Annotated in this window: 13 protein-coding genes; 10 read left to right on the top strand and 3 right to left on the bottom strand. The window is 40.3% G+C overall.

Translation table 11 applies throughout. From position 1 onward, the window contains the following. Positions 1 to 5 precede the first annotated feature (5 nt). The 4 genes from ACPEH5_RS11800 to ACPEH5_RS11785 are packed head-to-tail and all read left to right on the top strand — an operon-like array spanning position 6 to position 4,093. A complete protein-coding gene (locus tag ACPEH5_RS11800) occupies positions 6 to 1,271 on the top strand; it encodes a F390 synthetase-related protein (protein WP_131680218.1) in 1,266 nt (421 codons plus the stop codon). Next, positions 1,268 to 1,879 carry a phosphatase PAP2 family protein gene (locus ACPEH5_RS11795; RefSeq protein WP_048606004.1) on the top strand — a complete coding sequence of 204 codons (612 nt, stop codon included), beginning with the start codon at positions 1,268 to 1,270 and terminating at the stop codon, positions 1,877 to 1,879. Before ACPEH5_RS11800 ends, ACPEH5_RS11795 begins: the two co-directional genes overlap by 4 nt. Continuing rightward, positions 1,876 to 2,997, top strand: coding sequence for a sterol desaturase family protein (locus ACPEH5_RS11790; protein WP_166684975.1), 1,122 nt, complete (start codon positions 1,876 to 1,878; stop codon positions 2,995 to 2,997). Before ACPEH5_RS11795 ends, ACPEH5_RS11790 begins: the two co-directional genes overlap by 4 nt. Further along, positions 2,990 to 4,093 carry a fatty acid desaturase family protein gene (locus tag ACPEH5_RS11785; protein WP_048606001.1) on the top strand — a complete coding sequence of 368 codons (1,104 nt, stop codon included), beginning with the start codon at positions 2,990 to 2,992 and terminating at the stop codon, positions 4,091 to 4,093. Before ACPEH5_RS11790 ends, ACPEH5_RS11785 begins: the two co-directional genes overlap by 8 nt. 38 nt (positions 4,094 to 4,131) lie before the next feature. Here the strand turns inward: ACPEH5_RS11785 and ACPEH5_RS11780 are convergent, their stop codons facing one another. Continuing rightward, the gene (locus ACPEH5_RS11780; RefSeq protein ID WP_042845498.1) at positions 4,132 to 5,451 is read right to left on the bottom strand and encodes a polysaccharide deacetylase family protein; all 1,320 of its coding nucleotides are present in this window, start codon (positions 5,449 to 5,451) and stop codon (positions 4,132 to 4,134) included. A gap of 364 nt (positions 5,452 to 5,815) precedes the next feature. Between ACPEH5_RS11780 and ACPEH5_RS11775 the strand changes: the two genes are divergently transcribed. From ACPEH5_RS11775 to ACPEH5_RS11765, 3 genes are all read left to right on the top strand, one after another. After that, entirely contained in the window at positions 5,816 to 6,928 is a 1,113-nt protein-coding gene (locus ACPEH5_RS11775; protein WP_281110725.1) for a mandelate racemase/muconate lactonizing enzyme family protein, read from the top strand. Between the two features lie 188 nt (positions 6,929 to 7,116). Next, complete coding sequence (locus ACPEH5_RS11770) at positions 7,117 to 8,427, top strand: MFS transporter (RefSeq protein ID WP_166684978.1); 1,311 nt, start codon at positions 7,117 to 7,119, stop codon at positions 8,425 to 8,427. 172 nt (positions 8,428 to 8,599) lie between these two features. Further along, positions 8,600 to 9,334, top strand: coding sequence for a Crp/Fnr family transcriptional regulator (locus tag ACPEH5_RS11765; protein ID WP_042845502.1), 735 nt, complete (start codon positions 8,600 to 8,602; stop codon positions 9,332 to 9,334). On the opposite strand, the gene exuR is transcribed toward ACPEH5_RS11765, so the two are convergent. Beyond that, positions 9,335 to 10,096, bottom strand: coding sequence for a transcriptional regulator ExuR (gene exuR / locus ACPEH5_RS11760; protein WP_042845504.1), 762 nt, complete (start codon positions 10,094 to 10,096; stop codon positions 9,335 to 9,337). Between the two features lie 249 nt (positions 10,097 to 10,345). Between exuR and ACPEH5_RS11755 the strand changes: the two genes are divergently transcribed. Continuing rightward, complete coding sequence (locus tag ACPEH5_RS11755; RefSeq protein WP_042845506.1) at positions 10,346 to 11,839, top strand: UxaA family hydrolase; 1,494 nt, start codon at positions 10,346 to 10,348, stop codon at positions 11,837 to 11,839. A gap of 336 nt (positions 11,840 to 12,175) precedes the next feature. Here the strand turns inward: ACPEH5_RS11755 and araD are convergent, their stop codons facing one another. Further along, positions 12,176 to 12,874 (bottom strand): L-ribulose-5-phosphate 4-epimerase, encoded by a 699-nt coding sequence (gene araD / locus ACPEH5_RS11750; RefSeq protein WP_131680073.1) that lies wholly within the window; start codon positions 12,872 to 12,874, stop codon positions 12,176 to 12,178. Between the two features lie 454 nt (positions 12,875 to 13,328). Between araD and ACPEH5_RS11745 the strand changes: the two genes are divergently transcribed. After that, positions 13,329 to 14,141, top strand: a complete 813-nt coding sequence (locus ACPEH5_RS11745; RefSeq protein WP_042845509.1) for a DeoR/GlpR family DNA-binding transcription regulator — start codon at positions 13,329 to 13,331, stop codon at positions 14,139 to 14,141. A 212-nt stretch (positions 14,142 to 14,353) separates the two neighbouring features. Beyond that, positions 14,354 to 15,346: a substrate-binding domain-containing protein gene (locus ACPEH5_RS11740; protein WP_042845921.1), complete on the top strand. Its 993-nt coding sequence runs from the start codon at positions 14,354 to 14,356 to the stop codon at positions 15,344 to 15,346. Positions 15,347 to 15,502: the final 156 nt, after the last annotated feature.

Here is a 15,502-nt window from a genome sequence, read left to right as displayed (position 1 = left end):
TTTCCATGCTTTGGCACTATTGGCGAGCACGCCGTCTAAAATTTGAAAACCGTGAACAACTTGAAGCCTATCAGCAAAAGCGCTTAACACAATTCAAGCAAAAAACATTGGCTAATAGCCGCTATTTTTCCCCGTATATTCATCAACCACTCCATGATTTTCCCATCATGAATAAACACATCATGATGAGTCATTTTGATACGATGAATACCGCAGGGCTTTCTCGCCAAACATTACTCGATTGTGCACAAAAAAGTGAGCAATCTCGCGATTTTGCCCCTAAAGTAGGGAAATATAGTGTTGGGTTATCCTCTGGGACATCAGGTCGCCGCGGCCTTTTTGTTGTTAGTCCTGAGGAGCAAAATATCTGGTCTGGCAGTATGTTAGCCAAAATGTTACCGAGTGGGCTGTTCAACGGTGAGCGTATTGCGTTATTTCTTAGAGCCAATAATAACCTGTATGAAAGCGTCAATAACCGCTGGATATCCCTGCGTTTTTATGACCTTTTCGCGGATTTTCAACAACAATTAATCGAACTAGAAAGATATCAACCTTCTATTATTGTTGCCCCAGCTCAAGTGCTGTGCGCTATTGCCCAAGCGATTAGCCGCCAACAAATTCAATTAAAAGTACAAAAAGTCATTTCAGTGGCGGAAGTGCTTGAACAACATGATAAACAAAAATTACAGAACTGCTTCCCGAGTGTTGGTGAGGTCTACCAAGCCACTGAAGGTTTTTTAGGCTGTACTTGTTCGCATGGAACTCTACATTTAAATGAAGCCTTTATTCATATTGAACCTAACTGGATCGATGATGAACGATTCTCTCCGATTATCACTGATTTCACGCGGAAAACTCAGCCGATTGTCCGTTATCAACTCGATGATGTTTTAGTTGTGAAAAAAACACCTTGCCCCTGCGGTTCCCCTGAATTAGCGATTGAACGTATCGAAGGCCGTTGTGATGACTTACTCCAACTCCCCGACCAAAAAGGGAATACGGTGACTATCTTTGCAGACCCCTGCGCCCGAGTCATTGCCAATAGCATTCCCCTTACCGCTGACTTTCGGTTGACCCAGCAAGGCCAGTTATTAATTTTACAAGCGGAATGTACACAGCTTGAATTAAATGATTGCCAACAGCAACTCGAAAACTATTTCACTCGTCAGCAAGTCGATATCACTCAGTTACGCTGGCAATTATCATCTGAGCCAATTCAACAAGCTCTCTCTATTAAAAAACGCCGGATTATTCGAAAGGAAGAGCAATGAATACTAAAACGTTATTCATTAGGGCGTTATATTGCTTAATCGGCTGGGGAACAGTCGGCATTGTGTATAGTTATACTGGTCAAAATACAGATAATGTCCATCTACTGGCTCCAAGTGCGGTTGATAGCGCGGTGCCGTTCTCCCCTAGTGCGGTTTGGTTTTATCTATCCTTCTTTTTGTTTATCCCATTAGGCTATTTTTGCAGCCCAATAGAACGAACTCGGTCATTAATGTTTGCTATGCAATTATGTGCCTTAGTCTCTGGCGCTGTTTATTTACTGTATCCAACCACAATGCAATATTACGATTATGATTTAACCTCATTTTCGGCTCACGCTTTATCCGCTTTAATCAAGATTGATAGCCCTCAAAATTTATTACCTTCTCTACATGTCTCATTGACTCTTGTCGTACTGAATGCATTATGGTCGGTAAAATATAAATTTCGAACACTGTTGTACTTTTTATGGGCCGCAGCCATTTGTGTGTCTGTGTTGGTACTAAAACGCCACTTATTTATTGATGTTATCACTGGAGCAGTAACCGCTTGTGGAGCGCTGTTGGTTGTCCACATGGCAAAATACGGCTTAGAGAGAAAACGCTCATGAATGAATTAACCTTTCCGATTATTTTTATGTTAGCGGTCGTCATTGTTGAAGGCTTAGTGATCGCCAAAACACAAAAGGGGTCGGTAAGTTGGCAGGAATTGGTTTTTAACCTGAACTCTGGTCATATTATGTTGTGGCTATTTAGAGGGTTAGAGCTTTTTTGTTATGGCTTTGTCGTTACACACTACTCATTCAACCTTGTTGAAAACTGGCCAACAGCTTTAATTTGGATATTTGCTATTTTAGCGTGGGACTTTGGCTTTTACTGGCTGCATCGCTTACACCATACTTACCGCCTATTATGGGCAGTACATGTAGTACATCACCAAGGTGAACACTACAACCTATCATTAGGTGTACGTAATTCATGGTATTCATCTCTAACCTCAATCCCATTTTTTATGTTATTGGCTCTTATCGGGGTGCCTTTAGAAGTCTTTATTACTGTTTCCATTTTGCACTATACCATCCAATTTTTTAACCATAGCGCGTTGATCCCACGCCTTGGTTGGTTAGAAAAGTTTATGGTGACACCACAGCATCACCGAGTTCATCATGTAAAGGAAGGGCACTACTCGAACCGTAATTTTGCAGGTAGTTTTATTTTTTGGGATAAGCTATTTGGCACTTTTTCCAAGCTACCAGAAACAGAGCACCATTTTGGTATCAAGGGTGCACCAGCATCCGAGAACCCATTTATTGATAGCAATTTACCTTTTTGGAAAATTATTAATCGCCGCCGGCAGACAACCCAAAAACCATCACCGTTATTTCGCACTAACCAATTTGCTCTTGTGATAGGAACACTTCTGCTATTTATATTAGTAATTGGTTATGTCTACCTATACGGCTACGGTTATCAAGGTACAACACAGCAACAAGTCATTTTATTTGTTTTATTAGCACTGGGAACTATTGCCCTATCAGGGATATCAGATGGCCGTAAAAGTGGCTTAATAAGCTGGTTTTTTATAGCCTGCTTATTACTTATTTGTATTCTATTTATTTGGCAATGGACAAGCCCATTTTGGATAATTTCGACCAGTGCGCTGTGGTTACATAGTTTGCTGATGCTCATTGGCATTGGTCGTAAACCAGTGCAGGTGCTCAATGTCTAATGAGCCACTAAGACCATTAGGTTATCAACATCGCCATGATCAGGCTTTTCAAAAAGCATTAAACAATGCTGCTATGCAGTATTTAAAAGACCGTTCAGATCACCGTTTTGCAGATCTACGCTTCTATTTAAAAAGCCTAGTTTTAGTATTGTGCTGTTTCGGCAGTTACATCGTAGCCTTGTGCGCGAATGCGCAATGGGCTTTTTTCACTTTTTATCCGCTCTTTATCTGTTTTGCCCTGTTGTTGGCGATTAATTTGGTCCACGATGCCTCCCATAATGCGATTTTTAAACATGGGAAAGCCAACTATTGGCTTAATTTCTGGGTCACTATCCCACTTGGCCTAGACCCTGAGTGTTGGCGTGTTAGACACATTATTTTTCATCACGCCCACACGAATATTCGTCACTATGACCTAGATATTGAAGAAAATTTTGTGCTACGGCAGACCCCATACCAACGCTGGTACCCTTTTATGCGGGCGCAACATCTGTACTGGCCCTTGGTTGCAGCCATGACATTTCCGGCGTTGATCTGGTTTTTTGATTGGTTAGATAGGTTTCACTTCACGAGAGTCGCCCCACATATGCGCCATCAAGGGCAGAAAGGGCTTAGTACCTTTTTATTGGCAAAATTTCTCCATCTGTTTATCGCTATTATTATCCCTATCTTAGTTGTTAGTGATATCAGCTTAGGTACATTGCTGCTCACTTATTTGCTTAGCCAAATGTTTGCATCACTCATATTTGTTGTTTTGATACTCGGCACACACTGGGCAAAGGCAACCTTCTACACCCCACCCCAAGAAGGTAATATGCCCCACGGGTTTTATACACATACATTTTCAACCACTTATGATTGGCATACCACGCCTCGTTGGCTCACCTATTGGCTAGGTGGTTTAAACTTGCACTTAACTCATCATTTGTTTCCCAACTGGAATCACCGCCACTACCCTGCCCTTGCAAAGATCATCGAACAAACGGCAAAGCAGTTCTCAATGGAATATCACTGTATCAATGCCAAGGAACTGTTTATCTACCAGCAGCGGTTCTTAAAGGAAATGGGAACTGGCAAACAAGCCGATATGCACTGAATACCGATAGAAAGGAATTCAGTGCATTAAACGGGATATCACCTGTCGATAATAATATTTTGATTAACCACATTCTGTTCGCTATTCCCAACCATCTGAGAAAATTTGTCGAGGGGATCGGTACGAAATGCATACAAGCGTTTTAAGGCATATGGGTTATCCCCTAGCTTCACTTTCCCTTGAATTGTCGTCAAAGCTAGGTGTAAGCCCGCTTCTTTTGCGGCATCCATTGCAGATTGGTTATAGCCACCAAAGGGGTAGGCTAAATAGCGCTGCTCTGGCTCAAAATGGCTAAGTAGCCTCATTGAGCGTTTAAAATCCAACATGGCCGTGTGTTGTTTACGGCTAAAAATAATCGGTGAGTTATGGTTATCCAAACGATGTAAAAAGTGCGTATGCGATTGAATATTAAATACATCTTGGCTATCTTTTATTTCTTGTTTGCTCATAAACTGTAACGAATCTGCAGACCACTTTTCTGGATGAGTTTTGACCCTTGAAGAAATAACAAACAAAGTTGCTTGCTGATGATTTTGCCTTAAAATCGGTAACGCATAACGGTATACGGATTTCAAACCATCATCGAAAGTCAATACCACGGCTTTGCCGGGCAAGTTAGCTGATTTATTCAAATAATCTTCCACATCCTGCAAAGAAAGGGTTTGATAACCCGCTTGCTTGAGGTAATTCATTTGTTCACTGAATGCTTCCACTGAAGTGGCTGTCGATGTTTCACGAAACAGTTTATTTTCACTATCTTGTAAAATATGGTGATAAGTTAAGATTGGAATACCTTTATCCAACGCAACATCATCCAGATGAACATACCCTAGTCTGTCACCTAAGCGAATTGTCAGCCAAGCTGTCTTTGTACCTATTTTATCGGTTTTTATCATTCTAGCGACGACCGGATAACGTAAGTTTGCCCATAAAGAGGCAATTTGCCGGCCACTGCTATCAGCTGATTGATAAACAGGCGTTTTTTGCCGTGTGATTAGATAATCATAAACGGGTTTTTGTAAGTCATTTAACCTATCAATATCTGGAATATAACGAGGGGGTTTATTCGCAAGTGCTGTTGCCTTTACAAACGCATAATCATTACCAAATTGCATCGCGCTATAATCCCCTGAAGAGTTATAAGCATAGAACCCATGATTATGGTTAAGTTCAGCCACCGCACGCATTTCACCCGCGACCCTTGAAAAAATAATTTCTGTTTTTTGGGTTTGGATTAGTTTAGGGGGAATATCGGCTAACCGCCAATCCTGCGTATTATGCTCAACAACTGTGGCTAAAGATGGGGAAATAGAATTTATGAATAAGACTAAAAATAAAACAAGTAATTGTTTACACATTTTTTATCCATTACCAACAAAGTTTGCATTAATTATTCTAAACCTACTGAAGAATTAACCCTATACCCCATGAAAAATTTTTATTGAGAGGTCGCCCCCCTGTTACCTCACTTTCTTTATCAAGCAGCTAACCCCCCTTACAGCTTAGCCCCAATACTCATTTTAATCAGTGTTTATTTCTTACAAAAGTTATTATACCAATTAGGTGGTTTAACCTTGATGTATCATACAAAATAAAGAGATCTAGCTCATGTTTATCAGTAAAAAACGTTTTCAAGGTACGATCTGTAAATCATTTGACAGTTAATTCCATTTCCCACTGTTAGATTGGCAATCAACCACCTTTCAACACCTGGGAATAACAATGAAAATAAAAGAAATTAGTACCTTTATCATGCACGTTCCGGTCACTAATGATCTAATTGGTGATTCGACGCATAGCATTACCCATTGGGGAATGCCGGGTGTCATGATCAAAACTGAATGTGGGTTAGTCGGTTATGGTCATACAGGAACACATGCGGATATCACTACAGATCGTTTAATTACCACCATCATTGAAGATGTTTTTGGCCCCATGCTGCTGGGTGAAGACCCAACTGAAGTACGTTATTTACATCGTAAGCTCACTCGTAGTTCGACCAATATTTGGGTAGGTCGTGGTGGCTTGATGCAAATGGCTATCTCTGCCATTGATATTGCCTTGTGGGATCTCAAAGCGAAAGCTGCCGATCAGCCACTATGGCAACTGTTTGGCGGTTCAAAACACAATAAAGTGAACGCTTATAATACTGACTGCGGTTGGCTGGTTCGTAGCCAAGACGATCTCGTTGATGATTGTAAAAAAATGATCTTCGAAGAAGGTTTTAAAGCGATCAAAATGAAAATTGGCAAGCCAGATCCACGTGAAGATTTACAAAGAATCGAAGCCGTTCGCCATGCAATTGGCGATGATATTGACCTAATGGTCGATGCTAACGGTAAATGGGATATCAGCATCGCCAAGCAATATGGCCACCGTTTAAATGATTTCAACATTAAATGGTTTGAAGAGCCACTGTGGCACGATGACGTGGTAAGTCACAAGCAGCTAGCAGCTTACATGGATACACCAATCGCGTTAGGTGAATTACTGTATCACAATGATTCATTTAAAGAATTTGTCCTTGCTGGCGCGGTTGATTACCTACAACCAGATGCAACCCGTTGCGGCGGTTTAACTGCGGTATGGGAAATTGCGGATTTAGGTATGGCATTTAACTTACCAGTAACACCGCACCATGGCGATATGATGCAAGCACAATTGCACTTAGTCATGGCACATCCAGCCTGTTCATTACTGGAATTTATTCCATGGACATTGGATTGCTTTGTTGACCCAGTTGAAGTCATTGATGGTGTTTATACCACCCCAACGGCTCCGGGAGCCGGTACGACGTTAAAACCGGAAGCATTGGCTAAATTTAACGTGAAATAATAATAATTCCCTTTTTCGCTATTTCATCACTAACACCACGAGAAAGGGAAATAAATAACAAGAATTATTCATTTTAAGTTACTTATTCATTAGCTCTATACTCTACCCTGCTGATAACTCAGCGGTGGGCTAAACACGTAATAAAAATGAATAGATAACATTATTACCTTACAAAACTGGGGTGAACCATGTCCACCAATACTGATCATTTATCATCGGCTACCAGCAAAGCAATACGAAAAATAATACCCATGGTGGTATTAATGTTCATATTAGCGTATTTAGACCGTTCAAATATCGGTTTTGCAAAGCAAGAATTTCAATTAACAACAGGGTTAAGTGACGCCGCCTATGCATTTGGTGCAGGGATCTTTTTTATTGGTTATGCACTATTTGAAGTACCAAGCAATATCTTACTGTACCGTATAGGTGCACGTGTATGGCTATCACGTATTATGGTCACATGGGGGTTAGTTTCAGCGGCAATGATGTTCGCTCACGATGAAACTACCTTTATTGTCTTGCGTTTCTTATTAGGCGTGAGTGAAGCGGGCTTCTTTCCAGGGGTTATTCTGTATTTAACTTTCTGGTTCCCACAAAATATTCGTGCCCGTGTCACTGGCTATTTTTTATTTGGTGCACCATTAGCCTTTATTATTGGAGGACCATTATCCGGTTCATTACTCGCACTAGAAGGCTCATCATTCGCATTCGGTTTATATGGTTGGCAGTTAATGTTTGTTGTCGAGGGGTTACTCGCCTCTCTCGTCGGGATTTGGGTATTTTTCTACCTTGATGACCGTCCAGAAAAAGCAAAATGGCTGACAGCAGAAGAAAAAAGTGCGCTTTCCGCTAAATTAGCCACAGAAGAAAATGCCAAAGCAGGGCATAGTCCAAAAGGCGCTTTAAGTGCGCTATTAGATATGCGAGTTCTCTATTTATGCTTAATTTGGTTCACTGTTCAAGTATGTGGTTACGGTATTTATTTCTTCCTGCCAACCCAAATCGGGACGCTATTAGGCAGTAAAGTTGGAATATTAGTCGGCTTCGTGACGGCAATTCCACCTCTGTGTGCGGCTATCGCAGTTTACTATGTCCCGCGCATTTCTGAACGCCTAAAAGAGCGTCGTAAAGTGGCTGCGATTACCTTTATGTTAGGGGCTGCGGGGATTGCTGTATCCGGCTTGTTCGATAGCATTCCAGTCATTGCCATTATTGCACTGTGTGTGGCAGCAGCAGGTCACTTAGCGATGCAACCTCTGTACTGGAGCTTCCCATCGGCTTACTTAGGTGGAACCGCTGCGGCATCCGGTATTGCCTTAATTAACTCCGTGGGCAACTTAGGCGGTTTTGTGGCACCAAACTTAAGAGTCTGGGCAGAAACGACGTTTGAATCTGCGCGAGCTGGGTTGTACTTTATCGCGCTCGTTGCCTTTATTGGCGGTATTTTAATACTGACATTAAAACGATTAGGTATTGAAAAACGATTCGAAGATTAAATCTTTGTTCCCGGGCCACCATCGGTGGCTCGTTTTTACTTAATTAATGGCAACATTAGCTTTCATTTATTACACAAAGAGGTTTAATCAAATATTGCGGTGGTTCAGGATTGAACATACCCCTACCAAATGTCATGATAAAGTCAGCTTATTTCATGCAGGGAGCATTCAGATGAACATTGCAGTACAAAATAGCCAGTTAGTTTTGCCCCATGCAAACATTCTTGAAATTTTACAAACCAATAGCTGGTTTAATAACTTACCTGACTATTTGATTAGTATATTAATGGAATGCGCAACGCTACGTTTTTATAACGATGGCGAAATGGTTCACTACCAAGGCGACCCAGCTAGAGGGCTATACGCCGTCATTCAAGGCTCCGTTAAAGTGAGTTCCATCTCTACTGATGGGCGTGAATGTGTATTCCGCTATCTTTCCCCCGGGAACTGGTTTGGCGAAATTGCCATGTTAGATAAATCCGCCCGTACTCACGATGCAAAAGCGATTAGCCCAACAATTTTGTTGACGATTTCACCAAAAGACTTAGCTACAATCTTAGAGAAATACCCTGTTTTTTATCAATCATTGAATATCTTACTGTGTAAGGTCATTCGCAACGCTTTTACCATTATCAATGACAGCGCTTTATTGTCAGTTTCTGCTCGGTTAGCTAAACGGCTGCTTAGCTTAGCCGAAGGGTACGGAGAACCCCATGAGAAAGGCATCCAACTTAGCCTATACCTAACACAAGATGACCTAGCAACGATCATTAATACCACTCGACAAACCATCAATAAGCGCTTGGTTGCTTGGGAAAAATTAGGTTGGATCGATGCAAAATACGGGAAAATTATCTTAGTGAATCTCCCCGCATTAAAGCAAATCTCTGAAGATGATGAGGAATAACTAATCGTTATGATCGACGGTTGGACTATCCGCAAAAAAGTAACGATCCATGGTAAATTCGAAGTCATCACTAGTGGCATTAAACAACATTTTTTTAGTGTTTTCCAAGTGTTGCCACATTGCTTGCCTTGCCCCCTTTGCATCACGGCGTGCAAGTGCCTGTAAAATTTGGTCATGTTCATCACACCAACTTTCAATCGACCTATTATCAATGTGCTCATGAAGTTTTAACCAGTATGGGTTACGCAAGCGCTGGCTCCACATCTGCTCAACAATAATTACCATGGCGCTGTTATGAGTCGATGCTGCAATTTGCATATGGAATGCTAAATCCCACGTTGAATCACGAAAGCGGTCTTCTTTCCGTGCATTTTTTTGTATATCAACCAGTTTTAAAATATCTTCTTTAGTTGCTTGAGTCGCGGCAAACTCTGCAATATGGCTTTCAATCAATTGCCTTGCTTGTAGTAATTCAAATGGGCCACAACGACTAAACTCGAGCCCGCTGTCCGTATTAACCGAGTTGTTAGACCGGTTACTAATAACATGTATACCTGAGCCTTTGCGAACATCCACATAACCTTCGACTTCTAACATAATAATGGCTTCACGGATCACCGTACGGCTGACATTCATTTCGTCTGCAAGTAAGCGTTCTGCGGGGAGTTTTGTCCCTATTGGGTACGCATCATTTTCAATTCTATCTTTAACCAAAGCGGCAACTTGCTGATATAAGCGTGGTTCACTCTCTTGTGAGCTCATCATTTTCTCCTTTCGCAATACAACCCTGTGTAACCAGCATCTAAACGCTCTAAGTATAACGAAATTTACCATGTCTGGGTGAAATAGAAAATGTTAAGAAAAGAAATTACAGTTAAATTGGTATAACACCTTTAAAAGATATAAACCAAATAGTATAATGCCTGAAATTTAGTCAATAAAATGATTGATCACACCTTGATATGATTGGTTGATCCCATTACATCCGATTTCCAGCCCAGGGAACTAAACATGATAAAAGATATAATTAAAATACATGCCAATGACAATGTCGCTGTTACGCTAACTGATAGGCAAGTAGGAGAAACTATCACTATTGATAACCACTCCGTCACCCTAAAACAGGATGTCGCCCGCGGTCATAAAATCGCATTAGTGCCGATTGAAAAAGATCACAATATCTTAAAATACGGTTCCCCAATTGGTCATGCAACCACTGCAATTAGTGCTGGTGAGCATGTGCATACTCATAATATTGCAACAAATTTAAGTGCATTAAATGACTATGAATATGACCCAGAATGTAACCTAATTGCGGCAACTCTCCCTGACCCTGAAGTACAAATTTATCGCCGCAATAACGGTGACATTGCCGTCCGTAATGAAATTTGGGTGATCCCAACGGTTGGATGCGTCAATGCCCTTGCAAGAAAAATGATCGAACGCTTCAATAAACAGCACAATGAAGCGACTGATATTGACGGGGTCTATCTTTACAACCATACCTTAGGCTGCTCTCAATTAGGCGATGACCACTTAACCACCCGTACTATTTTGCAAGATATGGTAAAACACCCTAATGCAGGGGGCGTTCTGGTGATTGGGTTGGGATGTGAAAATAACCAAGTGGCTGAGTTTAAAGCAACATTAGGTGATTTCGATACTGATCGCGTTAAATTTATGGTATGTCAACAATTGGAAGATGAAATTGAAGCGGGCGTTGAACACCTTAATGAACTTTATCAATTAGTTAGACAAGATAAACGTGTGTCAGGCAAGCTTAGTGAAGTGAAATTTGGCCTTGAGTGTGGTGGATCTGATGGGTTATCAGGGATCACCGCCAACCCACTATTAGGCTGTTTTTCTGATTTCCTTGTCAGCCATAATGGAACGACTGTTTTAACCGAAGTGCCAGAAATGTTTGGTGCTGAGCAGATTTTAATGAACCATTGTCATGACCAACAAACCTTCGAAAAAACAGTAAATATGATCAATGACTTCAAACAATATTTTATTGCTCATGATCAACCTATCTATGAGAACCCCTCTCCGGGTAATAAAGCAGGCGGTATCTCTACGCTAGAAGAAAAATCCCTTGGTTGTACTCAAAAAGCGGGAACCAGCCAAGTAATGGATGTATTAAAATACGGCGAACGCCTAACAAAACCGGGCTTTAACCTATTAAGTGCTCCAGGTAACGATGCGATTGCAACCAGTGCATTAGGCGCCGCAGGCTGCCATATAGTGCTATTTACTACGGGTCGTGGAACTCCTTATGGTGGGTTTGTACCAACATTAAAAATTGCCACTAATAATGAACTGGCCGCCAAAAAACCCCATTGGATTGATTTTAATGCAGGTGCCTTATTAACCGGTAAATCCATGGATCAGTTATTGGCTGACTTTATTCAACATGTGGTTAAGGTCGTAAATGGAGAACAAACCAAAAATGAAGTGAATGACTTCCGCGAATTAGCCATTTTTAAAATGGGCGTCACACTTTAGAATAAACTGCCCCCTATTGTTTTCGCTATTAGGAAACAATAGGGGCGCTTCTAACCTATTCTATTGTCTTAATTTCATTTCCCTATAGATAATAATTAATTACCGCCTATTTTCTATTTTAGGATATGGGTATATAAACATTATATTTAAACTTTAATGAACAGTTTTATGATGGTATCTCTTTAAGGGGTATTATTTTAATAACAGTAATAATCACACTGCATTTCTTTGTGGTTATTTGTATAATAACCCCTTCCTTGACTATAATAAAAATCAAGAAATAGTATTTGTTATTTTTAATCAATTTATTATGTCAATTACACTACATTTAATTCTTTACTTTTGCCCATAATAGGCATTTTTACCATGCTTACGTAAATAATGTTTATCTAACAGTTCTTGCTGCATTGCCCCTACAGCAGGCTGTAATTGACGAGTAAATAAATTCATATAAGCGATTTCTTCTAAGACAACCGCATTATGCACCGCATTATCAGGGTTTGTCCCCCATGCAAATGGGCCGTGACTGTTAACTAATACTGCGGGAACATCTTTGGCTGTGATACCTTTTTCTTTAAATGTTTCAATGATGACATTACCCGTTTCCCTTTCGTAATCCCCAGCAATTTCATTTTCTGTCATTAAACGCGTGCACGGAATTTCACCATAGAAATAATCTGCATGTGTAGTGCCTAATGCACTTAATGGCTGCCCCGCTTGTGCCCAAATAGTGGCATGACGCGAATGAGTATGCACGATACCGCCAATTTCAGGGAATGCCTTGTAAAGTGCCAGATGGGTATCTGTATCAGAAGACGGTCGAAAATTACCTTCAACAACTTTTCCCGTTCCCAGTGAGACAACCACCATATCTTCTGCTTTCATGGTTTCATAATCCACACCGGATGGCTTAATTACCATTAACCCTGCTTGGCGATCAATGCCACTGACATTTCCCCAAGTAAAGGTCACTAGGTTATGTTTTGGTAATGCGAGGTTTGCTTCAAAGACTTGTTGCTTCAATTGTTCTAACATAATAATCCCCTAGCTATAAAATTTGCTTTAATATCAACAACAAAAATTTATTCTCTGGGTATATTTTGTGTGTTGATAACCTGTCTCTACCTATTAAGGTAAACAGATTTTGCTGATTTAAAAAGCGGTCACATTTACAAACTCGCAACAAACCACAGTCAATCGGTCATAATCGGTCACTATTGGTCACATTAAGTCAATATTTAGGCGTGGAAATATGACCGAGTTAGCCCATTTTTTTTTGTTTCTTATGAGTAACACAGAAAGATACTGCAAATAATGCGCCGTACATCACAACTAAAATGTAACGATTACATATTGCTTTCAAATATAGCTATACAAGATCACTTTAAACGGCTTTGTTTTTTTCAAGAATGGAATACTTGAATCTAATCACGACAAAAAAAAAGCAACACAGGCAGAATAAATATCGTGGAAAAAATAGGAGTTAAACATGTTACAAGCCGAACGCCATAAATTAATTTGTTCTCATGTTTCACAAAATGGTTCGGCGTTAGTGCGTGAATTAGCTCAGTTATGTCTTGTTTCCCAAGAAACAATCCGGCGTGATTTAACAGTACTAGAGCGAGAAAACCGAATTATTCGTAGCTTCGGCGGTGCCGTTGCCATTGACCAAGAAGAAATGCCAATGGTCAATGTAATACCTTCTTCGGTCAAACTCAGTCAAATGGTCGATGGTGCAGAATCCTTTCGCAAAAGAACCGAAGAACACCCTGATGCGAAAATGAAAATTTCTAAGGCTGCACTGAAGTTTATCCAACCCGGCGACTGTATTATGCTAGATAACAGCAGTACTTGCTGGTTTTTAGCACGGCAAATACCTGATATCGATATTACTGTTGTCACTAATTCGGTCAAAATTATCCAAGCACTGGCTTGCCGTGATCGTGTACGAGTGATTGGGATTGGTGGTGAATACTCAGAACGTCATGATGATTTTCATGGCCCTATTGCAGAAAGTATTATTCGTAGCTTTCAGATAAAAACCTTATTTTTATCATGCCAAGGTTTTAATATTGAAAATGGTATTCGTGATGGTAGCGAAATAAATTCAAAGCTGAAAAATATTATGTTGCAAGTTTCAGAGAATAAAGTTTTGCTCGCCGACAACAGTAAACTCGGAAAATATGCTTTTAGCCAAGTTTGTACCTTTGAGGATATTAACGTACTCATTACTAACAAGCTTAATGATACTAATTTTCAAAAACAATTCCCGAATTTAAATATTATCGAGTGTGATAAGTAATTTATTAAAATATAAAAAGTCCGTAACCGTGATGTAAGTAAAATAATAATCATTCATTTATTTTCTGTATTAAAAAGTGCAGGGATATTATGTACCCATAATTCCTTAGCGCTTAATTATAGGCATACCTAAATGAGATAATAACATTGACCCTATGTTGATGAGAGATCTCTATTTAGTATCCATCTACACTAAGGAATACAACTATGAACATGAAAAAATTAGTTTTACCTTGTTTAATGAGCGTTGCACTGTTTTCCAATGTCGCAATGGCCGAATCACAAAAAGCACAAAAGCCATTCACGATGGGCGTAGTCGTTAAAGTCGGTGGTATTCCTTGGTTTAACGTTATGGAACAAGGGATCACCGAAGAAGGTAAAAAACTGGGCGTTAACGCATTCCAAGTTGGCCCTACAACGGCTGATCCAGCAGAACAAGTTCGTGCCATCGAAGATTTAATCGCCAAAAAAGTGGATGTCATTGGTGTCGTTCCTAACGATGCAAAAGTACTTGAGCCTGTATTAAAACGCGCTCAAGAAGCTGGTATTAAAGTCATTACTCACGAATCTCCAAATCAAACCAACGCAGACTGGGACTTTGAATTACTTGATACCCAAAGCATGGGAGCTAACCATATGAAAGATATGGCAGCTTGTATGGGTGAAGAAGGTAAATACGCCATGTTCGTCGGCAGTTTAACGGTCCCTCTTGTTAATGAGTGGGCGGATGCTGCCATTGCTTATCAAAAAGCCAATTACCCAAAAATGCAAATGGTAGATGACCGTTTTGGTGTTGCAGAATCCGTTGATGATTCAATGCGTACCGCTAATGACCTGTTATCTAAGCACAAAGACTTAAAAGGCATTATGTCATTTGGCTCGCAAGGCCCTATCGGTGCAGGTCGTGCTATTGATAAGCGCCGCAAAAATGATACCACCTGTGTATTCGGCACCTTTACCCCAGGCCAAGGCATTAAGTTACTAGAAAAAGGCGCTATTGATGGTGGCTACATTTCTAATCCTAAAGTTGCAGGACAAGTCTTCGTTCAAGTTGCGACTGCAATGATGAACGGTGAAGAAATTAAAGATGGCGTTTCAATCGGTGATATGGGTGAAATTAAAGTCAGTGGCAATACCATTTTAAGTGATAACCCTGTCAATCTGAATATCGAAAACACCAAAAAATTGGTTGAAGTCGGCCTGTAATTCTTCACTAGCAAAATAACATTTAAAACAAAAATACAATATTAATTAGCATTTTGAATTTACTGTTTTGTATAGCGCGAGTTGTAGCCAACAACGCAACAGCTTGCGCTATGACAAACAAGCCAACACCAATTTATTTGCAGTAGGAATTATACC

It is taken from the genome of Providencia sp. NPDC089933, from assembly GCF_049545585.1.
In the GTDB taxonomy this organism is placed as follows: domain Bacteria; phylum Pseudomonadota; class Gammaproteobacteria; order Enterobacterales; family Enterobacteriaceae; genus Providencia; species Providencia huashanensis.
This window is presented reverse-complemented; position numbering and strand designations above follow the sequence as displayed.

What these genes read in the sequence shown, in the direction of transcription:
- ACPEH5_RS11800 (WP_131680218.1), top strand. Translation starts at nt 6, where the DNA reads ATGCTTTGGCACTATTGGCGAGCACGCCGTCTAAAATTTGAAAACCGT.
- ACPEH5_RS11795 (WP_048606004.1), top strand. Translation starts at nt 1,268, where the DNA reads ATGAATACTAAAACGTTATTCATTAGGGCGTTATATTGCTTAATCGGC.
- ACPEH5_RS11790 (WP_166684975.1), top strand. Translation starts at nt 1,876, where the DNA reads ATGAATGAATTAACCTTTCCGATTATTTTTATGTTAGCGGTCGTCATT.
- ACPEH5_RS11785 (WP_048606001.1), top strand. Translation starts at nt 2,990, where the DNA reads ATGTCTAATGAGCCACTAAGACCATTAGGTTATCAACATCGCCATGAT.
- ACPEH5_RS11780 (WP_042845498.1), bottom strand. Translation starts at nt 5,451, where the DNA reads ATGTGTAAACAATTACTTGTTTTATTTTTAGTCTTATTCATAAATTCT.
- ACPEH5_RS11775 (WP_281110725.1), top strand. Translation starts at nt 5,816, where the DNA reads ATGAAAATAAAAGAAATTAGTACCTTTATCATGCACGTTCCGGTCACT.
- ACPEH5_RS11770 (WP_166684978.1), top strand. Translation starts at nt 7,117, where the DNA reads ATGTCCACCAATACTGATCATTTATCATCGGCTACCAGCAAAGCAATA.
- ACPEH5_RS11765 (WP_042845502.1), top strand. Translation starts at nt 8,600, where the DNA reads ATGAACATTGCAGTACAAAATAGCCAGTTAGTTTTGCCCCATGCAAAC.
- exuR (WP_042845504.1), bottom strand. Translation starts at nt 10,096, where the DNA reads ATGAGCTCACAAGAGAGTGAACCACGCTTATATCAGCAAGTTGCCGCT.
- ACPEH5_RS11755 (WP_042845506.1), top strand. Translation starts at nt 10,346, where the DNA reads ATGATAAAAGATATAATTAAAATACATGCCAATGACAATGTCGCTGTT.
- araD (WP_131680073.1), bottom strand. Translation starts at nt 12,874, where the DNA reads ATGTTAGAACAATTGAAGCAACAAGTCTTTGAAGCAAACCTCGCATTA.
- ACPEH5_RS11745 (WP_042845509.1), top strand. Translation starts at nt 13,329, where the DNA reads ATGTTACAAGCCGAACGCCATAAATTAATTTGTTCTCATGTTTCACAA.
- ACPEH5_RS11740 (WP_042845921.1), top strand. Translation starts at nt 14,354, where the DNA reads ATGAAAAAATTAGTTTTACCTTGTTTAATGAGCGTTGCACTGTTTTCC.